Origin of the sequence: Fulvimonas soli (assembly GCF_003148905.1) — a bacterium.
In the GTDB taxonomy this organism is placed as follows: Bacteria; Pseudomonadota; Gammaproteobacteria; order Xanthomonadales; family Rhodanobacteraceae; genus Fulvimonas; species Fulvimonas soli.
Genome location: NZ_QGHC01000020.1, coordinates 12972 through 34575 on the forward strand (window position 1 = coordinate 12972; position 21604 = coordinate 34575).

Genomic DNA, 21604 nt, shown 5'->3' on the forward strand with positions numbered 1-21604 from the left:
GGATTTCCTTTACCATGGCACATTCGCATTTTACCGTCATATTACGGCGCGTTGGATTCAGCATGCATTCTGGATCGCGCCGCTTTCGACGCTTTCCGATGGATTTCCCGATGGACGCCGAGCGCATCCAGGCATTGATCGAGGCCGGCCTGCCCGGCGCCCAGGTCGCAGTCAGCGGCGACGACGGCGTGCACTTCGAGGCCACCGTGGTCGCCAGCCAGTTCGCCGGCAAGCTGCCGCTGGCGCGGCACCGGCTGGTCTACGCCACCCTGGGCGGGCTGATGGGCGGGGCGATCCACGCGCTGGCGCTCAAGACGTTCACCCCCGAGGAGGCCGCGGCGCGCCGCTGAGGCTGCAGCCGCCCGCCCGCAACCCGCTTTTCCAAGGAACCCCCATGGCCAAGATCCTGATCAGCGGCGGCGAGCCGCTCCATGGCGAAGTCGCCATCTCCGGCGCGAAGAACGCCGTGCTGCCGATCCTCGCCGCCTGCCTGCTGGCCGACGAGCCGGTGACGATCAGCAACGTGCCGCACCTGCACGACGTCACCACCTTCATCGAGCTGCTCGGCCGCATGGGCGTGCAGCTGGTGCTGGACGACCGCATGAAGATCCACGTCGACCCGCGCCCGATCAGCAGCTACGTGGCGCCGTACGACCTGGTGCGCACCATGCGCGCCTCGATCCTGGTGCTGGGCCCGCTGGTGGCGCGCTTCGGCGAGGCCGAGGTGTCGCTGCCCGGCGGCTGCGCGATCGGCTCGCGCCCGGTGGACCAGCACATCCGCGGCCTGCAGGCGCTGGGCGCCGAGGTCACCGTGACCAACGGCTACATCCGCGCCAGGGCCAGGCGGCTGAAGGGCACGCGCATCGCGATGGACATGGTCACCGTCACCGGCACCGAGAACATCATGATGGCCGCGGCGCTGGCCGAGGGCACCACGGTCATCGAGAACGCCGCGCAGGAGCCGGAGGTGGTGGACCTGGCCCACTGCCTGGCCGCGATGGGCGCGCGGATCGAGGGCGTGGGCACCGCCACGCTGACCATCCACGGCGCCGAGCGCCTGCACGGCGCCGAGTACGAGGTGCTGCCCGACCGCATCGAGACCGGCACCTTCCTGGTCGGCGCGGCGATGACCGGCGGCAAGGTGCGCGCGCGCGGCGCGCGCGCCAACACCATGGACGCGGTGCTGGCCAAGCTGGAGGAGTCCGGCGCGCACATCTCCACCGGGCCGGACTGGATCGAGCTGGACATGGGCGGCCGCCGGCCCAAGGCGGTGAACATCATCACCGCGCCGTACCCGGCGTTCCCCACCGACATGCAGGCGCAGTTCACCGCGCTCAACTGCATCGCCGAGGGCGTGGGCATCATCACCGAGACGGTGTTCGAGAACCGCTTCATGCACGCGCACGAGCTGCAGCGGCTGGGCGCGGACATCCGGCTGGAGGGCAACACCGCGATCATCCAGGGCGTGCCGAAGATGAGCGGCGCGCCGATCATGGCCACCGACCTGCGCGCCTCGGCCTGCCTGGTGCTGGCCGGCCTGGTCGCCGAGGGCGACACCACGGTGGACCGCGTGTACCACATCGACCGCGGCTACGAGAACATCGAGGAGAAGCTGGGCGTGCTGGGGGCGAGGATCCGCCGCCTGCCGAGCTGAGTTGCGCCGTCGGCGCGCGGCGGCCGCCGCGCGCAGGGCCGTTGCATGGTGGCTGCACGGAAAAAGGCCGCGCGAGCGGCCTTTTTTGCTTCCTCTCCCCTCCGGGGAGAGGACCGAGGTGAGGGGGCAGCCTTGCGACAAGGCCGCCGACGAAGCGGGCTTCGGATGGGACTGCGCGGTCAGTTCGGATGGGGCCGTGCGGCAGGCGGGACCGCGCGGCCAGAGCGGCCCCTCACCCCAGCCCTCTCCCCGAGGGGAGAGGGAGTACGGTCAGGGCTGCTTGTAGCTCACCAACTGCAGCTCCAGGTCGCCGCCGTCGCTCTGCGCCAGCTTCACCGGCACCGGGTATTTCTGCGGCGCGTACCAGGCGCTGAAGGCGCGCTCGGCGTCGGTGCGTTCCACCCGCGCGGCCTGGAACCGGCCCGCGGGCACCTGCACCGGCTCCTGGCCGGCCACCTTGAACCGCTGCGTCTCCACGTTGCGCTTCACCGCCACCGGCAGCGCCAGCGCCTGCCGGCCGTCGCGCAGCGCCAGGCCGATCGCCAGCGGCACGGTGTTGCGGTCGACCAGGCCCGGCGCGCTGGCGTAGCCGACCGGGCCCTTGCCGTCGTCGACGGTGACCTGGCGGGCGTTCCAGTCCACCGCGAGATGGCGCTGCTTGCGCTTGATCGCCGCGTCCATGCGGTAGTCGTAGCTCACGGTTTCCGGCGCGCCGCCGTTCCAGCGGAAGCGGGTGGTCTCGCTGGAGCTGGCGCCCAGCGCGGCGGCCAGGCCGCCGGTGCCCTGGGTGCGGTTGCTGTATTCCCACTGGCCGTCGCCGACGGGCTTGAGCGTGATCACCGCCTCGCCGATCGGCTGGCCGCCCTGCAGGACGCGGTAGGTCGCGGTGAAGGGCGCCGGCGCGGAAGTGGCGGCCGCGGCGGCGGCGGCGAACGCCAGCGCGAGGCCGGCGGCGAAGCTGCGGAGGGCGGGGAGCGTGTTCATGGGCCGCAGTCTACGCGCCCCGCCTGAACGTCCCGTGCAGGTTCAGGGCGCGAGCGCGCCGTCGCGCAGTTGCAGCGGCGCGGCGAGGCGGCGGCCGTCGAGCGCCGCGCCGTCCGGCGCGAGATAGGCCAGGCGCCCCTGCGCGATCAGCGCGACCACCGCCGGCAGCAGCCGGTGCTCCTCCGCGAGCAGGCGCTGCGCCAGGCTGTGCTCGTCGTCGTCCGGGCGGACGGCGATGCGCGCCTGCGCGATCACCGGGCCGCCGTCCAGCTCCGCGGTGACGTAGTGCACGCTGGCGCCGTGCTCGGCATCGCCGGCCGCGAGCGCGCGCCGGTGCGTGTGCAGGCCGCGGTACTTGGGCAGCAGCGAGGGGTGGATGTTGATCGTCCGCCCGACCCAGGGCTTCAGCGCCTCGCCGTCGAGGACGCGCATGAAGCCGGCCAGCACCAGCAGCCCGGCGCCGGTGGCGTCGAGGCGGCGGAACAGCTCCCGGTCGAAGTCGCGCCGGCTGGCGTAGGCTTTCGGGTCGAGGGCGAACGCGGGGATGCCGGCGTCGCGCGCCAGCCGCAGCGCATCCGCGTCCGCCCGGTCGCTGCCGGCCGCGGCGAACTCGACCGGCAGCGCGCCGGCGTCGCGCGCGGCGATCAGCGCCTTGAGGTTGCTGCCGCGCCCGGAGGCGAGGACGGCGATGCGCAGGGGTGGGGGCATGTCCGGAGGGTGGTCGTCGGCTTTGGGGCTCGTCATTCCGGCGAAGGCCGGAATCCAGTGAAATGCGTCGTGCGAAGCACTGGAAACGGATTTTGTGTGCTTCGCACGGGTTGCCCGACCGGATTCCGGCTTTCGCCGGAATGACGGCGGGGCGGTCTTGGCGCGTTGCGCTGCTTGAGCGGTCGGTGCGTGCGGTGCGCGGCAGCTAGCCGATCCGCACGCGCTCGTCGCCGTCGGCCTTCACCACCTCGCCGATCACCGCGCTGGCCAGGCCGTGCCTCGCCAGCAGGGCGGAGGCCGCCGCCACGGCGTCGCGCGGCAGGATCACGGTGAAGCCGACGCCGCAGTTGAAGGTGCGCCACATCTCCTCGCGCGCCACCTTGCCCTCGCGCATCAGCCAGTCGAACACCGGCGGCAGCTCGATCGCCGCCGCGTCGATGGCCAGGCCCAGGCCGTCGGGCACCACGCGGATGATGTTCTCCTTCAGGCCGCCGCCGGTGATGTGCGCCATGCCGTGCACCGGCCGGGCCTTCATCAGTTCGAGCATCGGCTTCACGTAGATCGTGGTGGGCGCCATCAGCGCGTCGGCCAGCCTCACGCCGCCGAGGTCGAGCTCCAGCGGGCTGCCGGCGCGCTCGAGGATCTTCCGGATCAGCGAGTAGCCGTTCGAGTGCGGGCCGCTGGAGGCCACGCCGAGGATCGCGTCGCCGGCCACGATGGCCTCGCCGGTGAGCAGCTGCGACTTCTCCACCGCGCCCACGGTAAAGCCGGCCAGGTCGTACTCGCCGGGCGGGTACATGTCCGGCATCTCCGCCGTCTCGCCGCCGATCAGCGCGCAGCCGGCCAGCTCGCAGCCCCGGGCGATGCCGCCGACCACCGCCACGGCGGTGTCCACGTCCAGCCTTCCGGTGGCGAAGTAGTCGAGGAAGAACAGCGGCTCGGCGCCCTGCACCAGCACGTCGTTCACGCACATGCCGACCAGGTCGATGCCGATGGTGTCGTGGCGGCCCAGCTGCTGGGCCAGCTTGAGCTTGGTGCCCACGCCGTCGGTGCCGGACACCAGCACCGGCTCGCGGTAGCGCCCGGCCAGGTCGAACAGGCCGCCGAAGCCGCCCAGCCCGCCCATCACCTCGGGACGGAGGGTGCGCTTGACCAGCGGCTTGATGCGCTCGACCACGGCGTTGCCGGCATCGATATCCACGCCTGCGGCGCGGTAGGTGAGGGCGTCGGACATGGCGGTCCCGGGCGTGTGGAAACGCGCGATTCTACCGCATGTCGCGGCGGCGCCATGCGGCCGGATGGACGCTGCGGGGTGGATTGGGCAGACTTCGGCCGTCCGCCTCCACGGAAGCCTCCCCATGCGCCTGTACCGCCTGCTCTCCGCCCTGTGCCTGCTGGGCCTCGCCGCCGTCCTGCCGCCGGCGCACGCGCAGGGGCAGGCGCCGGCGCAGGCCTCGCCGTACACCGTGGTGGTGCCGGTCACCGACACCAGCGAGGCGCAGCGCGACCAGGCCTTCGCCGACGGGCTCACCCAGGTGCTGGTGCGCGTGGCCGGCGGCCAGGACCTGCGCAGCAAGCCGGGCTACGCCGACGCGCTGAAGGGCGCGCCGGGCCTGGTGCAGCAGTACCAGTACCAGCGCGCCGGCAACGGCCTGGCGGTGCAGGCGACCTTCGACCCGGGCGCGGTGCGCCGGCTGATCGCGCAGATCGGCGTGGCGCCGGCCGGGGTGAAGCCGCCGGTGCTGGCGGTGGTGCGCGGCGCCGACGGCAGCCTGCTCGGCAAGGACGCGCTCGACCCGCTCGGCCAGGCCGTGACCGCCCGCGGCGGCAGCGTGGTCTATCCCGACCCGGCCGGCGCGCCCGACCCGGCCAAGCTGGCGGCCGCCGACCCGGCGACGCTGGCCGCGGTGAGCCAGCAGTACAAGACCGGCCTGATCCTGCTCGGCTCGCTGCAGGGCGGCAGCGCCGACTGGACGCTGATCTCCGGCGGCCAGCCGCAGCACTGGAGCGGCCAGGGCACGACCCAGGCGGCGCTGCTGGCCGACGCCGGCAACGCGCTGGTCGACCGGCTCGGCCAGCAGCTCAACGTGATCGGCAGCACCGTGAGCGACGGGCGGCTGTGGGTCGGCGGGCTCGGTTCGGCGGCCGACTACGCCAACCTGCTCGCCGCGCTGCGCGTCGACCCCGCCGTGCGCCAGGTGGTGACGCTGGGCGCCAAGGACGACGGCATGCTGCTGGCGGTGAAGGCGAGCATGCCGCCGCCGGTGCTGGCCGCGAGCCTGGCGGCGGGCGGCCGCTTCATCCAGGCCGGCCGGCACGAGGGCGCCGACGCCAGCCTGCGCTGGCTGCATTGACGGGGCCGCGCCGCCCGCGCGGGGCGCGCCGAGACGCAAACACTGCAGGGAGACGCCGGGTGAACGAGGACAATGCGCGCCGCTGGCAGCTGCTGGCGATCGTCGTGGCGATCGGCTGGCTGGTGTGGCTGCTCGCGCCGGTGCTGATGCCGTTCGCGGTGGCCGCCACGCTGGCCTACCTGGGCGATCCGCTGGCCGACCGGCTGGAGCGCCTGGGGCTGGGCCGCACGCTGGCGGTGAGCATCGTGTTCGTGGTGCTGGTGCTGCTGTTCGTCGGCGCGCTGCTGCTGCTGGTGCCGTTGGTCTCGCGCCAGGTCGAGAACCTGATCGGCAACCTGCCGCGCTACGGCGACTGGATCCAGAACACCGCGCTGCCGTGGCTGCAGGTGAAGCTGCACCTGGACCCGCACGTGTTCGACACCCAGCGCCTGGTGGCGGCGGTGAAGGAGCACCTGGGCTCGATCGGCAGCGTCGCCGGCGTGGTGCTGGGCAAGGTGTCGCGCTCGTCCATCGGCGTGGTGATGTGGCTGAGCAACCTGGTGCTGATCCCGGTGGTGGCGTTCTACCTGCTGCGCGACTGGGACCGCCTGGTGGCCTACATCGACCGCCAGCTGCCGCGCTCGGTCGAGCCCACCGTGGCGCACCTGGCGCGCGAGGCGGACGGCGTGCTGGGCGCCTTCGTGCGCGGCCAGCTGCTGGTGATGCTGGCGCTGGGCCTGTTCTACGGCGCCGGGCTGGGCGCGGTGGGGCTGTCGGTGGGGCCGCTGATCGGCATGATCGCCGGCCTGCTCAGCTTCGTGCCCTACCTGGGCTTCATCAGCGGCTTCGCCGCGGCGATCATCGCCGTGCTGGTGCAGTACGGCGACTGGACGCACCTGCTGCTGGTCTGCGCGGTGTTCGTCGTCGGCCAGCTGCTGGAAGGCTACGTGCTGGTGCCCAAGCTGGTCGGCGACAAGATCGGCCTGCACCCGGTGGCGGTGATGTTCGCGGTGCTGGCCGGCGGCTACCTGTTCGGCTTCCTCGGCGTGCTGCTGGCGCTGCCGGCGGCCTCGGTGATCCTGGTGGTGCTGCGCTACCTGATGGAGCGCTACCGGATGAGCGACCTCTACACCGTGGAGGGCCCGCAGGACCCGGTGATCGCCGAGGTCGACATCACCGTGCGGCGGGACGGCTCGGTGGAGGCCGAGGCCGTCACGCCGCCGAAGGACGACGACGACGCATGATCCCGCAGCTTCCGCTGGCCCTGCGCTGGCCGCGCCGCCAGCGCTTCGAGCACTTCCACCCCGGCGCCAACGCCGCCGCGCTCGCCGCGGCGCGGATGCTGGCGGAGACGCCGGGCGCGCCCTGGATCTACCTGCACGGGCCGGCCGGGGCCGGCCGCAGCCACCTGCTGCTGGCCGCCTGCCAGGCCGCCAGCGCCGCCGGCCGCCGCGCGCAGTACTTGCCGCTGGCGGCGATCGCCGACCGCGCCGCCGCCATCCGCGGCGTCGCCGGCGGCGAGCTGCTGGCGCTGGACGACCTGGGCGCGATCGCCGGCGACCGCGCCGCCGAGCACGCGCTGTTCGACCTCTACAACCAGACCCGCGCCGAGGGCGGCGCGCTGCTGTTCGCCGCCGACGCGCCGCCGGCGCAGCTCGGCCTGGAGCTGCCCGACCTGCGCTCGCGGCTCGGCGCGTGCACCCAGTTCGCGCTCAAGCCGCTGGACGACGCCGAGCGCCGCGAGGTGCTCAGGGCCCAGGCCGCCGCGCGCGGCATCGAGCTGGACGATGCCGTGCTGGACTGGCTGTTCGCCCGCTACGCGCGCGACATGGGCGCGCTGCTGGACCTGCTCGACCGGCTGGACCAGGCCTCGCTGGCGGCGCAGCGGCGGGTCACCGTGCCGTTCCTGCGCGAATGGCTGCGCGGGGCCGGGCCGTAGCGCCCCGGCGGGCCGCCGCCGCGCTTTCCACCACCACGAGGTGACCGCATGACGCAACCGCCGGCGCTTTCCGAATTCCTGGTGATCTCGCGCGGGCAGTGGGACGCGGACAGGTCGCCCGAAGAAATCCAGGATGCGATCGACCGCTTCTACGAATGGCACGACCGCTTGGTGGCCGCGGGCCGGATGAAGCCGGGCCAGCGGCTGGCGCGGGAACGCAGGATGGTTTCGCGGCAGGGCGTCACGGACGGCCCCTTCGCGGAGGCGCGCGAGGTCGTCGGCGGCTACTGGTTCATCCTGGCGGCCGACCTGGACGAGGCCGCCGCGCTGGTGGCCGGCAACCCGTGCCTGGCCTGCGGGCTGAGCTGCGAGGTCCGCCCGGTCGAGCCGGCCCGCGCCAGCGCCTGGCGCGCGTCCTGCGAGACGCCCGGGCATTTCGCCTGAGGGCCTGTTCGAAATCTTCCGGGGGAGAGCGCCGGGAAGGCCAGCGGGATGAAGCGCGGGCAGGCGCACAGGCAGCGCTCGCCGTTCCGTTGGCGGTCTCGCGTCGGGCTGATCGCGGCCGCCCGCCATGCCGCGCCGCCGCTGACCGGCCCCCACAGGCCGCTTGCACGCCTTCACCCGGCGACGATCCCGCGCGCCGGCCGGTCGAGCGACGAGCGCCGCCTCAGGCCTTCAGCAGCGCCGGCGTCGCGTTGGCGCCGATCGCCTCGACCATCGCCTTCGCCACGTGCAGGTTGCCGGCGACGATGTTGCCGCTGGCGGGCAGGCCGTCGCGGCCGGCGAAGTCGCAGTAGCGCCCGCCGGCCTCGTGCACCAGCAGGGCGCCGGCGGCCATGTCCCAGGGCTTGAGGCCGATCTCGAAGTAGCCGTCGTAGCGGCCGGCGGCGACGTAGGCCAGGTCCAGCGCGGCCGAGCCGGAGCGGCGGATGTCCTCGGCCTGGCCGAGCAGGGCGCGGGTCATCGCCAGCTGGGCGTCCAGGTGGGCGCGCTGGCGGTAGGGGAAGCCGGTGGCGATCATCGCGCCGCCCAGGTTCTCGCGCCTGCCCACGCGGATGCGGCGGTCGTTGAGGTAGGCGCCGTCGCCCTTGCTGGCGGTGTACAGCTCGTCGCGCAGCGGGTCGAACACCACGCCGTACACCGGCACGCCCTTTTCCACCAGCGCGATGGAGACGGAGAAGTGCGGGATGCCGCGCAGGTAGTTGTGGGTGCCGTCGAGCGGGTCGATCACCCAGGTGTGCGGGCTCTTGCCGATGGCGCCGCCTTCCTCGGCGAGGATGGCGTGGTCGGGGTAGGCGCGGCGCAGCTCCTTGACGATCTCGGCCTCGGCCAGGCGGTCGACTTCCGAAGCGAAGTCCATGCGCTGCTTCTCGACGACGTTGAGGCCGTCGATGCGGTTCATGTAGCGCAGGATCACGTGGCCTGCGGCGCGCGCGGCGCGCGCCGCGATGGTGACGGCGGGTCTGGGCATGGCTTCGGCTTTCGAAAGAACGGGTTGCGGCCGGCGATTCTAGCAGAGGCCGGCGGGGTGGGCATGGACGCGCCATCGCCGTCATTCCGGCGCAAGCCGGAATCCAGCGCCTTTCGCGCGCAGGACGTTTGAACATCGCGTGCTTCGCGCGGTTTTGCCAGGACTGGATTCCGGCTTGCGCCGGAATGACGGCGGGCGGTGGCCGGGCCGGTGCTTCCACTATGCTTGCGGGCCCGTTTCCCTTGTCCCGTCGAACGCGCATGACCGATCTCGCCTCCCGTTTCCGCTTCGTGCTGGTGCGCACCTCGCACCCCGGCAACATCGGCAGCGCCGCGCGGGCGATCCGCACCATGGGCTTCACCCGGCTCGAACTGGTGGCGCCCGAGCAGTTCCCCAGCCGCGAGGCCGACGCGCTGGCGGCCAACGCGGTGAGCGTGCTGGCCGAAGCCGGCGTGCACGGCTCGCTGGTCGAGGGGCTGGCCGGGGCGACCTTCGCGCTCGGCCTGTCGGCGCGGCGGCGCGGGGTGAACCTGGAGGAGCTGACCCCGCGCGAGGGCGCCGCCCGCGCGCTGGCCGCGGCGGCGCGCGGCGAGCAGGTGGCGCTGGTGTTCGGCAACGAGCGCACCGGGCTGGAGAACGGGGAGCTGGCGCGCTGCCACGCGATGGTGCGCATCCCCAGCGTGGACGACTACAGCTCGCTCAACCTGGCGCAGGCGGTGCAGGTGATGGCCTACGAGCAGCGCCTGGCGCTGCTGGGCGGCGCCGTGCCGGACGCGCCGCCGGAGCGCGACGAGCCGCCGGCGGACGCGGCGCACATGGAGCGCTTCTTCGACCACCTGGCGCAGACGCTGGACGCGATCGACTTCCACAAGGGCCGCGAGCCGGCCACGATCATGCTGCGCCTGCGCCGCCTGTTCCAGCGCGCGCAGCCGGACGAGCGCGAGCTGCGCATCCTGCACGGCATCCTGGCCGACGCGGAGCGGATGGCGATGCTTGCCCGGAGCAGGGGAGAGAAGTGAGTGGAGAGAAGCGAGTGAAAGCGGTGGCAGGCTCTTCTCTCACTCCTCTCCACTCACTCCTCGCTTCTCACTGCTCGTCGTCCGCCGCCTCGATGCGCGGCGCCGGCGTGACCAGCAGCTTGTCGATGCGCGCGCCGTCCAGGTCCACCACCTCGAAGCGGATGCCGCGCCAGGCGAACACCTCGCCCACCTGCGGGATGCGCCCCAGCGCGGCCATCACCATGCCGGCGGCGGTGCGGTACTCGTGCTCGTCCTCGCCGGGCAGCTTGTTGACGTGCAGCAGCTCGCGCAGGTCGTCGTTGGAGAGCGAGCCGTCGATCAGCCAGCTGCCGTCCTCGCGCGGCACGATCGGCGCGTGGTCCTCGCCGTTGCCGTGGCCGAGCTGGGTGGCGCCGACCACCGCGGCGAGCAGGTCGTTGAGGGTGACCAGGCCCTCGATGTCGCCGTACTCGTCCACCACCAGCGCCACCGGCGTCTCGGCGTCGCGGAATTCCTCCAGCAGGTCCAGCGCGCGCGCGGTGGCGGGCACGAACAGCGGCTTGGCGAGCTTGCGGAACAGCTCGGGCGAGCCGCCGGCGGCCAGCTCGCCGAGCAGGCTCTTGACCTCCAGCACGCCCACCACGTCGCTCTCGCCGCCGCGGTAGACCGGGTAGCGCGAGAAGGCCGTCTCGCGCATCACCGCGATGTTCTCCTCGCGCGGCGCGGCCATGTCCAGCCAGGCGATGCGCGGGCGCGGCGTCATCACGCTGTCCACCGTGCGGTCGCCCAGGCGCAGCACGCGGTTGACCATGTTGCGCTCGTCGGCGTCCAGCACGCCCTGCTCGGCGCTCTCGGCCACCAGCAGGCGGATCTCCTCCTCGGTCACCGCGCCGTGGCGCTGGCCGCTGACGCCGAACAGCTTGAGCAGCGCGCCGCTGGAGGCGTTGAGCAGCCACACGAACGGCATGGTGAGCCGCGCCAGCACCAGCATCGGCATGGCGACGTAGCCGGACAGCTTCTCCGGCGCGGCCAGCGCCAGCCGCTTGGGCACCAGCTCGCCCACCACGATCTGCAGGAAGGAGATCAGCACGAAGCCCAGCACGATGCCGAAGGCGTGCGCGTAGGGCGCCAGCCAGGCGACCCCGGCGTGGTTCAGGGCGCCGGCGATGCGGTCGCCCAGGGCGTCGCCGGCCACCGCGCCGGTGACCAGCATCACCAGGGTGATGCCCACCTGCACGGTGGACAGGAAGTACTCCGGCGCCTCGGCGTGGCGCAGGGCGACCCGGGCGCGGCGGCTGTGCTGGGCCATCTCGCGCAGCCGGCTCTTGCGCGAGGCGACCAGCGCCATCTCCGACAGCGCGAAGAAGCCGTTGCACAGGGCGAGGAGGAGGACGAGCGCGATCTCGGTCAGCATCGCGGAGGCGGGGTGCGGAATGGCATAAGGGCGCAGTGTAAGGCCTGTCGGGCGTGGGCTTCATCCCCGCCGTGCTGCGGTGCAAGGCGGCTGTCCTGTAACATGATTGCCATATACCCCTTCCAGGCGCGCCCCGCATGTTTTCCCTGCAGACGATCTTCGGCAAAGGCGACAAGTTCTACGGCCTGCTCGAGCAGAGCGCGGAGGCCGCCTGCGAGAGCGCCAGGGCGCTGCGCCAGCTGATCTCCGGCGGCGCCGGCGCGCCGGGCATGGCCGCCTTCGCCGCCAGCCGCCAGCGCGAGAAGGCGCTGGCCGCGCAGATCAGCGAGGAGCTGGTCAACACCTTCGTCACCGCGCTGGACCGCGAGGACATCGAGGCGCTCAACGCGGCGCTGTACAAGATCCCCAAGACGGTGGAGAAGTTCGCCGAGCGCTACGCGATCGTCCACGAGCGCGTGGCCGGCGTGGACTTCGCCCAGCGCGCGCAGGTGCTGGAGCAATCGGCCGAGGTGGTGGTGGAGATGATCGGCGAGCTGCGCCGCGGCCTGCGCATCGATCCGGTGCGCAAGCTGCAGGACCGCCTGCAGGCGCTGGAGTCGGAGGGCGACCGCATGCTGGTGGCCACCTACCGCACGCTCTACGCCGAGGGCAGCGACCCGATGAAGGCGATGCTGGCCAAGGACCTGTTCGAGCTGATCGAGAAGGCGATCGACAAGTGCCGCGACGTCGGCAACATCGTCTATTCCATCGTGCTGAAGAACTCCTGAGGCGCGGCGCCATGACGCTCGGCCTGGTCGTCGCGGTGGTGCTGATCGCGCTCGCCTTCACCTACATCAACGGTTTCCACGACACCGCCAACTCGATCGCCACGGTGGTCGCCACCAAGGTGCTCACGCCCGGTCAGGCGGTGCTGCTGGCGGCGGCGACCAACCTGGCCGGCGCGCTGTGGGGCACCGCGGTGGCCAAGACCATCGCCGCCGGCCTGATCGACACGCACGTGGTCGAGGCCGGCCCGCAGCTGCTGATCTGCGCGCTGGCGGCGGCCACGGCGTGGAACCTGCTCACCTGGTGGTGGGGCCTGCCGTCCAGCTCCAGCCACGCGCTGGTCGGCGCGCTGGTGGGCGCGGCGATCGCCGCCTCGGGCGACCGCTTCGGCGCGGTGATCTGGGCGCAGGGCGGCGCGCACTGGTGGCAGGGCAGCGGGGTGATCCCGAAGGTGGTGGTGCCGATGGTGGTGTCGCCGCTGATGGGCTTCGTGATCGGCTTCCTGCTGATGGGCGGCCTGTACGCGCTGTTCGCCTGGCTGGCCGACCGCAAGGGCTGGCTGCGCCGCTTCGGCCGCACGCCGTTCGTCAACGCCTTCTTCGGCAAGGCGCAGATCGCCTCGGCCAGCGCGATGGGCCTGGCGCACGGCATGAACGACGCGCAGAAGAGCATGGGCATCATCGCGCTGGCGCTGGCCGGCGCCACCGCGGCGGGGCAGTTCGACCGCCTGCCGTCCTGGCTGGGCTTCCTGCGCATCGCCGGCAGCGCCGAGGGCGGCTTCGACGTGCCCTCCTGGGTGGCGGTGGTGTGCGCGCTGACCATGGCCGGCGGCACCGCCGGCGGCGGCTGGCGCATCATCAAGACGCTCGGCCACAAGATGGTGAAGCTGCACCCGATCAACGGCTTCGCCGCGGAGGGCAGCTCGGCGGCGGTGATCCTCACCGCCTCGGCCTTCGGCATCCCGGTGTCGACCACGCACAACGTCTCCGCCTCGATCATGGGCGTGGGCGCGGCCAGGCGCTGGAACGCGATCCGCTGGACCGTGGTCGAGCGCATGGTGTGGGCGTGGATCCTCACCCTGCCGATCACCGCGCTGCTGGCCTACGCCTTCGTGCGGCTGGCGCAGCGGTTCTTCTGAGCGTTTGTTCAAAAGCTTCCGGGGAGGATCGCCAGGAAGGCCGGCGGGATGAACCGCGGGCGGGTGTGGAGGCGGCGCGCGGCCTCGCGTCAGGCTGATCGCGGCCGGAGGCCGCTCCCCCAAGGCTTGCGAGGCTCCCGGTAGGAGCGGCCTCCGGCCGCGATGCGCGCGCCGGCCCCGGCGCGGCGGGCGAAGCCGGCCCGCGGGAAGCCTTCAGAAGCTGTCGCCCTCGCGGGCGATCGCCTGTTCGAGCTGGTCGCCGAGCGTGCCCAGCTCGGCGATCAGGCGGTCCAGCTCGTCGGCGTCGAGCAGCTCGTAGGGGCGGTTCTCGCACAGGTGCAGGTAGGGCGAGCCGTCCAGGTCCGCCACCGCGAGGAAGCCGGTGCGCTGCTCCCAGTTGAAGCGCAGGCAGCGCTTGGGGTCGGTGCCGGCCAGCGGGCCGATCGGCGTGGACAGGCGCAGGTAGCGGCGGCCGCCCTCGTCCTCCAGTTCGGCCAGGTAGATGCCCTGGTGGCGGCTCTTCGGCAGCGCGAGGTCGAAGCTGATCAGGTAGGGATCGTTCTGGCGCAGCCGGTGGCGGCTGCCGACGTGGGAACGCACGGCTTCGAAGTGGCGCATGGTGCGGTTTCCTGGACGGGGCCGAGGCGATGGTAACCTGCGGCCCCCGCACCGCCCAAGGGACGCCCATGCAGGACAGCCATGCCCGCGTCTATGCCGCGATCGCCGCGATCCCGCGCGGCCGCGTGGCCAGCTACGGCGCCATCGCCGCGCGCGCGGGCCTGCCGGGGCGGGCGCGGCTGGTCGGGCGCCTGCTCGGCGAGGTGCCCGACGGCATGGAGCTGCCCTGGTACCGCGTGCTGCGCTCCAGCGGGCAGGTCGCCTTCCCGCCGGGCAGCCGCGGTTTCCGCGAGCAGTGCCGCCGCCTGCGCGCCGAGGGCGTGGAGGTGAGGAACGGCCGCGTGCCGCTGTCGCGCTTCGGCATGGACGCCGACCTCGACCGCGAGCTGTGGGGCCTGCCCGGCGGCTGACGCGGCGGTTTTCCGGCGCGCCGCCGCGGCGCGCGCCGACGGCAGCGCCGGGCCGGTTTGCTAGCATGTGCGCGATGCCCGCCCGCGCTCCCCTCGACATCCTCCACAGCGTCTTCGGCTACGCCAGCTTCCGCGGCCAGCAGCAGGCCGTCGTCGAGCACCTCGCGCAGGGCGGCGACGCGCTGGTGCTGATGCCCACCGGCGGCGGCAAGTCGCTGTGCTACCAGATCCCCGCGCTGCTCAGGCCCGGCACCGGCATCGTGGTGTCGCCGCTGATCGCGCTGATGCAGGACCAGGTGGACGCGCTGCGCGAGGCCGGCGTGGCCGCGGCCTACCTCAACTCCGCGCTGGGCGCGGACGACCAGCGCGAGGTCGAGCGGCGCCTGCTGGCCGGCGAGCTGGACCTGCTCTACGTGGCGCCGGAGCGGCTGCTCACCGCGCGCTTCCTGCAGTTGCTGGAAAGCATCGAGGTGGCGCTGTTCGCCATCGACGAGGCGCACTGCGTGTCGCAGTGGGGGCACGACTTCCGCCCCGAGTACCGCGAGCTGACCGTGCTGCACGAGCGCTTCCCGCAGGTGCCGCGCATCGCGCTCACCGCCACCGCCGACCCGCGCACGCGCGAGGAGATCGTCGAGCGGCTCGCGCTGCAGCAGGCGCGGCGCTTCCTGTCCAGCTTCGACCGGCCCAACATCCGCTACCGCGTGGCGCTCAAGCACAATCCGCGCACGCAGCTGATGCAGTTCCTCGACGGCCACCGCGGCGACGCCGGCATCGTCTACGCGCTGAGCCGCAAGAAGGTGGACGAGACCGCCGCCTGGCTGGCCGAGGCCGGCATCGAGGCGCTGCCCTACCACGCGGGGCTCGACGCAGCCACGCGCGCGGCCAACCAGCAGCGCTTCCTGCGCGAGGACGGCGTGGTGATGGTGGCCACGGTGGCCTTCGGCATGGGCATCGACAAGCCCGACGTGCGCTTCGTGGCGCACCTGGACCTGCCGCGCTCGATGGAGGGCTACTACCAGGAGACCGGCCGCGCCGGCCGCGACGGCCTGCCGGCCGAGGCGTGGATGATCTACGGCCTGGCCGACGTGGTGACGATGAGCCAGATGATCGCCCAGTCCGAGTCGGCAGACGAGCGCAAGCGCATCGAGCGGCAGAAGCTGGAGGCGCTGCTGGCCTACGCCGAGACCACGCGCTGCCGGCGCGAGCTGCTGCTCGGCGCCTTCGGCGAGGACTACCGCGGCCCGTGCGGGCGCTGCGACAACTGCGTGGAGCCGCCCGGGACCTGGGACGCCACCGTGCCGGCGCAGAAGGCGCTGTCGGCGGTGTACCGCAGCGGCCAGCGCTTCGGCGCCGGCCACGTGATCGACATCCTGCGCGGGGTGGACAGCGAGCGCATGGGCCAGCTCGGCCACGACAGGCTCTCCACCTTCGGCATCGGCGCCGACATGGACGAGCGCGGCTGGCGCTCGGTGTTCCGCCAGCTGCTCGCCGCCGGCCTGCTGGAGGCGGACGCGGAAGGCTACGGCACGCTGCGCCTCACCGCGGCCAGCCGCGAGGTGCTCAGGGGCGAGCGCCGCGTGCATCTGCGCGAGGACGCGCGCCCGGTGCGCGCCGCGCGCAGGCGGCGCGACAGCCAGCCGGTCACCGGCGCCAGCCTCGGCATCGAGGCCTACGAGCAGCCGCTGTGGGACGCGCTGCGCGCCCTGCGCACGCAGCTGGCCAAGCAGCAGGGCGTGCCGCCCTACGTGGTGTTCCACGATGCCACCCTGCTGGCGATGCTGCGCGCGATGCCGGCCAACGAGGAGGAACTGGCCCAGGTCAGCGGCGTGGGCGAGGCCAAGCTCAAGCGCTACGGGCGCGATTTCCTGGCGGTGCTCAACGCCGGTTGAGCCTCCGCGCGCGGGCCGGTGCTTGCGCGCGGTCCTTCGCGTCCCTACAACGGATGGCATGATGCAGTGAACCCGGACCGCGCCCGCGGCCCGCCCGCCTTCCGCCCGAGGAACGCCGATGCATGACGCTCCCCTCATCGCCACCATCGTCAGCGGCATCGTGCTGGCCTTCGTGTTCGCCGCCGTCGCGCACCGGCTGAAGCTGCCCGCGCTGGCCGGCTACCTGCTGGCCGGCGTGGTGGTGGGGCCGTTCACGCCGGGCTACGTGGCCGATGGCCACCTGGCGCACCAGCTGGCCGAGCTCGGCGTGGTGCTGCTGATGTTCGGCGTGGGGCTGCACTTCTCGCTGAAGGACCTGCTCTCGGTGAAGGCGGTGGCGATCCCGGGCGCGCTCGGCCAGATGGCGGCGGCGACCGTGCTCGGCATGCTGCTCGGCTGGGTGCTGGGCTGGCCGCTGGCGCAGGGCCTGGTGTTCGGCCTGGCGCTGTCGGTGGCCAGCACGGTGGTGCTGCTGCGCGCGCTGGAGGAGCGCCGGCTGATGGACAGCGAGCGCGGCCGCATCGCGGTCGGCTGGCTGATCGTCGAGGACCTGGCGATGGTGGTGGCGCTGGTGCTGCTGCCGGCGGTGGGGCGCGCGCTGGGCGGCGAGGCGATGTCGCCGGGCGCGCTCGCCGGCACGGTCGCGCTGACCCTGGGCAAGGTCGCGCTGTTCGTCGCGCTGATGCTGGTGGTCGGCAAGCGGCTGATCCCGTGGACCCTCGCCCGCGTCGTGCGCTTCGGCTCGCGCGAGCTGTTCCGCCTGGCGGTGCTGGCGATCGCGCTGGGCGTGGCCTTCGGCGCGGCCGGGCTGTTCGGCGTGTCGTTCGAGCTGGGCGCGTTCTTCGCCGGCATGATGATGGGCGAGTCCAAGCTCGCCCACGACGCCGCCGAGGAGACGCTGCCGCTGCGCGACGCCTTCGCGGTGCTGTTCTTCGTCTCCATCGGCATGCTGTTCAACTACCACGTGCTGCTGGAGCAGCCGCTGGCGGTGCTGGCCGCGCTCGCGGTCATCCTGCTCGGCAAGTCGCTGGCGGCGCTGGGCATCGTGCTGGCGTTCCGGCGGCCGTTGCTGACGGCGCTGACCATCGCGGTCAGCCTGGCGCAGATCGGCGAGTTCTCCTTCATCCTGATCGGCGTGGGCGTGGCGCAGAACCTGGTGAGCAGCCAGGCGCAGGACATCCTGCTCGCCGCCGCGATCGTCTCGATCCTGCTCAACCCGCTGCTGTTCCTCTGGCTCGACCGCATGCAGCCCCGGCTGGAGGCGCGCGCGGCGCAGGCCGGCGCCGCGCCGGAGGCGGCGGCGGCCGAGGCGGCCGTCGCCGCGCTGCGCGACCACGTGGTCGTGGCCGGCTACGGCCGCCTCGGCCAGCTGGTCTGCGCCGGCCTGCGCCAGTCGGGCGTGCAGGCGCTGGTGATCGAGATCGACGAGGAACGCGCGGCCGCGGCGCGCGGGGCGGGCATGGCCACGATCGCCGGCAACGCCGCGCAGGACGAGGTGCTGGCGCGCGCCGGGTTGGAGCGGGCCCGCTCGCTGGTGGTGGCGATGCCGGACGTGTTCGAGGCCGGCGAGACGGTGCGCGTGGCGCGCCTCGCGCAGCCGCGGCTGCCGATCCTGGCCTGCACCGGGTCGCAGGACGAGCTGGCGCACCTGCGCGCGCAGGGCGCCGACCAGGTGGTGCTGGAGATGCGCGAGGTGGCGCAGGGCGTGCTGGCCCGGCTCCGGCAGGACGGGATGCTCGCCGGCCCCGCCGCGGAAGCCTGAAGGCGGTCGCGCCTGTGGGCAAAGGACTACACGCGGAAGCGTTCGCGGCCGCTACGCCGTGGCTGGCCGGCGCGGCATGCTCTGCGGGCTTCGGCCGTGCAGGTGGCGTCCATGAAGATCGTGTTTTCCCTCCGCGAGGACAAGGCGGGCCTGTGGTGCATCTGCATCGGCCAGGTGACGCTGTTCAGCCAGCTGCAGCTGGCCCCGGCGATCCGGCTGGCCCGCACGCTGGCCAGGGACGAGCACCACCGCTCCGGCCGGCACGTGGCGGTCGAGCTGCCCGGGCCGGATTCCACGATCGAGCTGGCCCACTACCGCCATTCCCCCGAGGCCGCCTGACCCGCCCTCCGGCGACGCGCCGGCCTGCGGCGGCCAAAATATTCGTCCGGACCCGGCCCTTTGGCACGATTCGCGCATGGCTTCTTGCCGGTAATCGCTTTTTGCGAGGAGCGGCACGGGATGCGTCATCCAGCCATGGCTCGGGTCGTTGTATGCTTGAAGGCAGAAGCGCCGTGACGTCGGTGCCCGGATCACCGCGCGGTGACCGCACTTCGCCATCGGATCGATGGAGTTGCCGCGCGGTGCGCGTTTCCGCATGCCGGCGTCGTGGCCTGACGGGGAGTCGGGCGGTATCCAGGCTATTGAGGGGTAGCTGAAGATGCGCAAGGGGGCAGGGAGTAGCGTCTGGCTGCGGCATCTGGCCGTTGCGGCGGCATATGCCGCCGCTTTCGCGTTGCTCCGCGAAATTTCGTTTTCCCACTGGGTTCTGTTCGCCGGCCTGCGCCTGGGCGCGCTGCTGCTGGTGCCTTACCGCTACTGGCCGGCCCTGCTGGCCGGAGAGCTGGTTCCGCTGGGCTATACCAGCCTGAACTGCCTGCCGGAATTCGGCTGGCTGTGGTCGGTGCTAATACTGGTGCCGCCGATCGGCTTGGCGATGCCGGTGGTCTGGGTATGCCGTGAGCGGCTTCCACTGTTCTCGGCCCAGGATGGCGTAGATATGGGCGTGCTGTTGCTGTGCGCCCTGCTGGTGTCCATCGTCTGGACGGCCATGAACCTTGGGACCATGGCAGTGACACCGATTCCTGCAGGTTATCCGCCGCTGTCATATACCGTGCTTGCCAGCCGCTGGTTCCTCGGCAATTACCTGGGTGTGCTCACCGTGGTGCCGCTGGCCTTGCTGGTACGCCAGGAGCTTGCCGTCACTCCGTGGCGGCAGTTGTGGGCGCGTCTGTCCGAGAGCCGGCTGTTCCTGGAGAGCGTTTCGCTGCTCCTGCCGAGCCTGGCCCTGCTGGTCTGGCTGGGGCTGGTGGCGACCGCGGACATGCGGCAGGTCGCGCGGATGGCGATGTTCCTGCCGGTGGCGGGGCTGGCACTCCGCCATGGCTGGCGCGGCGCGGCGGTGGGCGGCACCGCGGCCAGCATCGCGGTGGTGCTGACCATGCCCGCCAAGTACGACCACGGCACGCTGCTGGGCCAGGTCTTCATCGCCTTCACCATCACCACCATGCTGTTGCTGGGCGCGCGCATTGCCGCGCTGCTGCAGCGCGAGCGGCAGGAGCGCGTGGATGCCCGCCTCGCGCTCGCGCTGGCGCAGCGGAACGTCCATCTCAACGAGCTGCAGCTGCAGCAGACCTCCTTCGCGCTGGAGCAGATCCGCGAGACGGTGCAGTCGACCTACGGCCAGATGATGGCCCGGCTGCGGCACTCGCTGCCCAGTACCGACGAGCGCAACTACCACCGGCAGGCGGTGGTGGCGCAGGAGCAGATGTACCGCCTGGCGGACAGCCTGTACCCGCAGGTGTGGCGCGAGCGCGGCCTGCCCGGCGCGCTGCGCGAGGGCGCGATGGCGCGCATGCTGAGCGAGGCCGGCATCGCCTACTGGTGCGACTTCCGCGGCTCCGGGTTGGGACGGCTGTCCTCGACCGTGCTCATCGCGCTGTACCGGCTGGCGTGCGAGGCGGTCGCCTACCTGTGTTCCAGGCGCAACGTCAGCGAGCTGCGCGTCCGCGTGCGTTGCGGCGTGTCCAACGGGCGCTGCTGGGCGGTCCTGTGCATCGACAGCCATGCCAACGTGGAGCGGCTGGGCCGGATACGCTGGGAGGAGCTGCAGCCGCGCCTGTCCCGCACGACCGGCGGCATGGGGCTGGAGGCGATCCGCGATCGCGCCGAGATCTTCGAGGGCAAGGTGCATGCCCGTCCGCTGCGCGATGGCCAGCGGATCAGCATTCTGCTGGTCGATCCCGGATGACTGCTGGCCGATTCCGCATAGACGAACGGCGGCCTCGGCCGCCGTTCGTTTATGCCGGTTTTCCTTGAATCACTGCTTGTGCGTATTGCACTCGATCGGATCGCAATTGCCGGTCGCCACGGCGTTGAGCATGACCGCGCCACTGACCAGCGGCGTCGCCGTCACCTGCACCGAGCTGTCCTGGTAGACGGTCTCGCCTTGCTGCGAGGCGTCGTCCGGCTGCGTGGCCGGTGCGTCCTGCGGGGTGGTCACCAGCTGGGCGTCGCGCCCCATCGGCAGCACCAGGTAGACGCCGTTGGCCGTGGCGAAGGCGCCGCGCACGTTGCCGTTCGTGTCGTTGATCTGGATGTAGCGGACGCCGTCGCGGACGAACACGTAGACATGCCAGTGCGGGCTTGCGCTGACGTCCGGCGCGTTCGGCCAGGACTTGCCCAGGTCGTTGGCCGGGGGTTGGTCCGCCAGCGCGGGCAGGGAGCACGCCATCGCGATCAGCCCCGTCAGTGCGGAGCGCCACAGAATGCGTTTGAACATAAGCCTTTCCCCTCGAAAGTGGCTTGAGCTCTGGGATGAGCCCGTCCAATGTAGCACCGCCCAAGATGATTTCCGTGCGGAGGTCGCTAAACGCGGAAGGGGGGGGCTCCGATCGCCGGAGCCGGCGCTGTTCCAGCCGCCTGGCGGCAGCTTGTCGCGCAGGCCGCATCCCGGCATGGTGCGGTGATTCTGACGAACCGCCCGAGTTCGAGACACAAGCCGACTATCTGCGCTGCCATCATCTGCTGCTGCCTTAGCGCACGAGGCATATTTCGTCGTGAGGCTGCAATGCGCCTGGCGCCATTGCTTTCAGATCAAGCCACTTCTTGCCCTTCCTCCCTTCGAGCAGGGAGTGGAACAAGTTGAAGCCGTCCACATGGATGGCTGTGCGCATTTCCATTCCCTGGAAAAGGCAACGCCACCTCGAGAGGTGGCGTGCGGCCCGACGACCGAAACCGTCGGGGATGTACTACCCATCGCATGGGGTTCGAAGTTTGGTTTCAACCATTGGTTGAGCTTTATGTTCAAACGATGTTGGCAGGCGTTCCCACTGTGCTGCCAATAGGACGCGCACAACAAAAGGTAATTCCTAAGCTTTCCGGACCAAAATGGGTCGCAATTCCTGGATCGAAATCTGCCGAAGAAGCCTTAAAAACAGTGGTTTAAGGTCTTCTCCGCGGTGATTGAAACGGTAGCAGACTTC

22 protein-coding genes are annotated in these 21604 nt (G+C 71.9%); 14 read left to right on the top strand and 8 right to left on the bottom strand.

Features of this window, described 5'->3' with window-relative positions; genetic code table 11:
• Nucleotides 1–110 precede the first annotated feature (110 nt).
• Nucleotides 111–350, top strand: coding sequence for a BolA family protein (locus C7456_RS15975; RefSeq protein ID WP_109724819.1), 240 nt, complete (start codon nt 111–113; stop codon nt 348–350).
• A gap of 44 nt (nt 351–394) precedes the next feature.
• Nucleotides 395–1654, top strand: coding sequence for a UDP-N-acetylglucosamine 1-carboxyvinyltransferase (murA, locus tag C7456_RS15980; RefSeq protein ID WP_109724798.1), 1260 nt, complete (start codon nt 395–397; stop codon nt 1652–1654).
• A 270-nt stretch (nt 1655–1924) separates the two neighbouring features.
• Here the strand turns inward: murA and C7456_RS15985 are convergent, their stop codons facing one another.
• From C7456_RS15985 to purM, 3 genes are all read right to left on the bottom strand, one after another.
• Nucleotides 1925–2638, bottom strand: a complete 714-nt coding sequence (locus C7456_RS15985; protein ID WP_109724799.1) for a DUF3108 domain-containing protein — start codon at nt 2636–2638, stop codon at nt 1925–1927.
• 42 nt (nt 2639–2680) lie between these two features.
• Complete coding sequence (gene purN, locus C7456_RS15990; protein WP_109724820.1) at nt 2681–3346, bottom strand: phosphoribosylglycinamide formyltransferase; 666 nt, start codon at nt 3344–3346, stop codon at nt 2681–2683.
• A 205-nt stretch (nt 3347–3551) separates the two neighbouring features.
• The gene (gene purM, locus C7456_RS15995; RefSeq protein WP_109724800.1) at nt 3552–4580 is read right to left on the bottom strand and encodes a phosphoribosylformylglycinamidine cyclo-ligase; all 1029 of its coding nucleotides are present in this window, start codon (nt 4578–4580) and stop codon (nt 3552–3554) included.
• A 124-nt stretch (nt 4581–4704) separates the two neighbouring features.
• Between purM and C7456_RS16000 the strand changes: the two genes are divergently transcribed.
• From C7456_RS16000 to C7456_RS16015, 4 genes are read left to right on the top strand one after another with little or no spacing between them, the layout of a single operon-like run.
• The gene (locus tag C7456_RS16000) at nt 4705–5700 is read left to right on the top strand and encodes a DUF2066 domain-containing protein (RefSeq protein WP_109724801.1); all 996 of its coding nucleotides are present in this window, start codon (nt 4705–4707) and stop codon (nt 5698–5700) included.
• Between the two features lie 59 nt (nt 5701–5759).
• Nucleotides 5760–6923: an AI-2E family transporter gene (locus tag C7456_RS16005; protein ID WP_109724802.1), complete on the top strand. Its 1164-nt coding sequence runs from the start codon at nt 5760–5762 to the stop codon at nt 6921–6923.
• Complete coding sequence (hda, locus tag C7456_RS16010; RefSeq protein WP_109724803.1) at nt 6920–7618, top strand: DnaA regulatory inactivator Hda; 699 nt, start codon at nt 6920–6922, stop codon at nt 7616–7618. Before C7456_RS16005 ends, hda begins: the two co-directional genes overlap by 4 nt.
• A gap of 48 nt (nt 7619–7666) precedes the next feature.
• Nucleotides 7667–8062, top strand: coding sequence for a YciI family protein (locus tag C7456_RS16015; RefSeq protein WP_109724804.1), 396 nt, complete (start codon nt 7667–7669; stop codon nt 8060–8062).
• 223 nt (nt 8063–8285) lie between these two features.
• Here C7456_RS16015 and C7456_RS16020 read toward each other — a convergent pair whose 3' ends face one another.
• Nucleotides 8286–9089: an inositol monophosphatase family protein gene (locus C7456_RS16020; protein ID WP_109724805.1), complete on the bottom strand. Its 804-nt coding sequence runs from the start codon at nt 9087–9089 to the stop codon at nt 8286–8288.
• Nucleotides 9090–9349: 260 nt separating this feature from the next.
• Between C7456_RS16020 and C7456_RS16025 the strand changes: the two genes are divergently transcribed.
• A complete protein-coding gene (locus C7456_RS16025; protein ID WP_109724806.1) occupies nt 9350–10108 on the top strand; it encodes an RNA methyltransferase in 759 nt (252 codons plus the stop codon).
• Nucleotides 10109–10175: 67 nt separating this feature from the next.
• On the opposite strand, the gene C7456_RS16030 is transcribed toward C7456_RS16025, so the two are convergent.
• Nucleotides 10176–11501: a hemolysin family protein gene (locus C7456_RS16030; RefSeq protein WP_109724807.1), complete on the bottom strand. Its 1326-nt coding sequence runs from the start codon at nt 11499–11501 to the stop codon at nt 10176–10178.
• A gap of 137 nt (nt 11502–11638) precedes the next feature.
• Here C7456_RS16030 and C7456_RS16035 point away from each other — a divergent pair, with 137 nt between their 5' ends.
• Both C7456_RS16035 and C7456_RS16040 read left to right on the top strand, forming a co-directional pair.
• Nucleotides 11639–12268 (top strand): DUF47 domain-containing protein, encoded by a 630-nt coding sequence (locus tag C7456_RS16035; RefSeq protein WP_109724808.1) that lies wholly within the window; start codon nt 11639–11641, stop codon nt 12266–12268.
• An 11-nt stretch (nt 12269–12279) separates the two neighbouring features.
• The gene (locus tag C7456_RS16040; RefSeq protein ID WP_109724809.1) at nt 12280–13404 is read left to right on the top strand and encodes an inorganic phosphate transporter; all 1125 of its coding nucleotides are present in this window, start codon (nt 12280–12282) and stop codon (nt 13402–13404) included.
• Nucleotides 13405–13617: 213 nt separating this feature from the next.
• Here C7456_RS16040 and C7456_RS16045 read toward each other — a convergent pair whose 3' ends face one another.
• Nucleotides 13618–14022, bottom strand: coding sequence for a hypothetical protein (locus tag C7456_RS16045; protein ID WP_109724810.1), 405 nt, complete (start codon nt 14020–14022; stop codon nt 13618–13620).
• A 68-nt stretch (nt 14023–14090) separates the two neighbouring features.
• On the opposite strand from C7456_RS16045, the gene C7456_RS16050 reads away from it, so the two are divergent.
• The 5 genes from C7456_RS16050 (at nt 14091) to C7456_RS16070 (ending at nt 20370) form a co-directional block, all read left to right on the top strand.
• On the top strand, nt 14091–14432 hold the full coding sequence (locus C7456_RS16050; RefSeq protein WP_109724811.1) for an MGMT family protein: 342 nt from the start codon (nt 14091–14093) through the stop codon (nt 14430–14432).
• 65 nt (nt 14433–14497) lie between these two features.
• A complete protein-coding gene (gene recQ, locus C7456_RS16055; protein WP_425454642.1) occupies nt 14498–16321 on the top strand; it encodes a DNA helicase RecQ in 1824 nt (607 codons plus the stop codon).
• Nucleotides 16322–16439: 118 nt separating this feature from the next.
• The gene (locus tag C7456_RS16060) at nt 16440–18122 is read left to right on the top strand and encodes a cation:proton antiporter domain-containing protein (RefSeq protein WP_109724813.1); all 1683 of its coding nucleotides are present in this window, start codon (nt 16440–16442) and stop codon (nt 18120–18122) included.
• 111 nt (nt 18123–18233) lie between these two features.
• Nucleotides 18234–18461, top strand: a complete 228-nt coding sequence (locus C7456_RS16065; RefSeq protein ID WP_109724814.1) for a hypothetical protein — start codon at nt 18234–18236, stop codon at nt 18459–18461.
• 319 nt (nt 18462–18780) lie between these two features.
• Nucleotides 18781–20370 (top strand): MASE1 domain-containing protein, encoded by a 1590-nt coding sequence (locus tag C7456_RS16070; protein WP_109724815.1) that lies wholly within the window; start codon nt 18781–18783, stop codon nt 20368–20370.
• 69 nt (nt 20371–20439) lie between these two features.
• Here the strand turns inward: C7456_RS16070 and C7456_RS16075 are convergent, their stop codons facing one another.
• Complete coding sequence (locus C7456_RS16075) at nt 20440–20901, bottom strand: hypothetical protein (RefSeq protein WP_109724816.1); 462 nt, start codon at nt 20899–20901, stop codon at nt 20440–20442.
• A 253-nt stretch (nt 20902–21154) separates the two neighbouring features.
• Nucleotides 21155–21295 carry a PIN domain-containing protein gene (locus tag C7456_RS17015; protein WP_139942971.1) on the bottom strand — a complete coding sequence of 47 codons (141 nt, stop codon included), beginning with the start codon at nt 21293–21295 and terminating at the stop codon, nt 21155–21157.
• Between the last annotated feature and the right edge of the window lie 309 nt (nt 21296–21604).

What these genes read in the sequence shown, in the direction of transcription:
- C7456_RS15975 (WP_109724819.1), top strand. Translation starts at nt 111, where the DNA reads ATGGACGCCGAGCGCATCCAGGCATTGATCGAGGCCGGCCTGCCCGGC.
- murA (WP_109724798.1), top strand. Translation starts at nt 395, where the DNA reads ATGGCCAAGATCCTGATCAGCGGCGGCGAGCCGCTCCATGGCGAAGTC.
- C7456_RS15985 (WP_109724799.1), bottom strand. Translation starts at nt 2,638, where the DNA reads ATGAACACGCTCCCCGCCCTCCGCAGCTTCGCCGCCGGCCTCGCGCTG.
- purN (WP_109724820.1), bottom strand. Translation starts at nt 3,346, where the DNA reads ATGCCCCCACCCCTGCGCATCGCCGTCCTCGCCTCCGGGCGCGGCAGC.
- purM (WP_109724800.1), bottom strand. Translation starts at nt 4,580, where the DNA reads ATGTCCGACGCCCTCACCTACCGCGCCGCAGGCGTGGATATCGATGCC.
- C7456_RS16000 (WP_109724801.1), top strand. Translation starts at nt 4,705, where the DNA reads ATGCGCCTGTACCGCCTGCTCTCCGCCCTGTGCCTGCTGGGCCTCGCC.
- hda (WP_109724803.1), top strand. Translation starts at nt 6,920, where the DNA reads ATGATCCCGCAGCTTCCGCTGGCCCTGCGCTGGCCGCGCCGCCAGCGC.
- C7456_RS16015 (WP_109724804.1), top strand. Translation starts at nt 7,667, where the DNA reads ATGACGCAACCGCCGGCGCTTTCCGAATTCCTGGTGATCTCGCGCGGG.
- C7456_RS16020 (WP_109724805.1), bottom strand. Translation starts at nt 9,089, where the DNA reads ATGCCCAGACCCGCCGTCACCATCGCGGCGCGCGCCGCGCGCGCCGCA.
- C7456_RS16025 (WP_109724806.1), top strand. Translation starts at nt 9,350, where the DNA reads ATGACCGATCTCGCCTCCCGTTTCCGCTTCGTGCTGGTGCGCACCTCG.
- C7456_RS16030 (WP_109724807.1), bottom strand. Translation starts at nt 11,501, where the DNA reads ATGCTGACCGAGATCGCGCTCGTCCTCCTCCTCGCCCTGTGCAACGGC.
- C7456_RS16035 (WP_109724808.1), top strand. Translation starts at nt 11,639, where the DNA reads ATGTTTTCCCTGCAGACGATCTTCGGCAAAGGCGACAAGTTCTACGGC.
- C7456_RS16040 (WP_109724809.1), top strand. Translation starts at nt 12,280, where the DNA reads ATGACGCTCGGCCTGGTCGTCGCGGTGGTGCTGATCGCGCTCGCCTTC.
- C7456_RS16045 (WP_109724810.1), bottom strand. Translation starts at nt 14,022, where the DNA reads ATGCGCCACTTCGAAGCCGTGCGTTCCCACGTCGGCAGCCGCCACCGG.
- C7456_RS16050 (WP_109724811.1), top strand. Translation starts at nt 14,091, where the DNA reads ATGCAGGACAGCCATGCCCGCGTCTATGCCGCGATCGCCGCGATCCCG.
- recQ (WP_425454642.1), top strand. Translation starts at nt 14,498, where the DNA reads ATGTGCGCGATGCCCGCCCGCGCTCCCCTCGACATCCTCCACAGCGTC.
- C7456_RS16060 (WP_109724813.1), top strand. Translation starts at nt 16,440, where the DNA reads ATGCATGACGCTCCCCTCATCGCCACCATCGTCAGCGGCATCGTGCTG.
- C7456_RS16065 (WP_109724814.1), top strand. Translation starts at nt 18,234, where the DNA reads ATGAAGATCGTGTTTTCCCTCCGCGAGGACAAGGCGGGCCTGTGGTGC.
- C7456_RS16070 (WP_109724815.1), top strand. Translation starts at nt 18,781, where the DNA reads ATGCGCAAGGGGGCAGGGAGTAGCGTCTGGCTGCGGCATCTGGCCGTT.
- C7456_RS16075 (WP_109724816.1), bottom strand. Translation starts at nt 20,901, where the DNA reads ATGTTCAAACGCATTCTGTGGCGCTCCGCACTGACGGGGCTGATCGCG.
- C7456_RS17015 (WP_139942971.1), bottom strand. Translation starts at nt 21,295, where the DNA reads ATGCGCACAGCCATCCATGTGGACGGCTTCAACTTGTTCCACTCCCTG.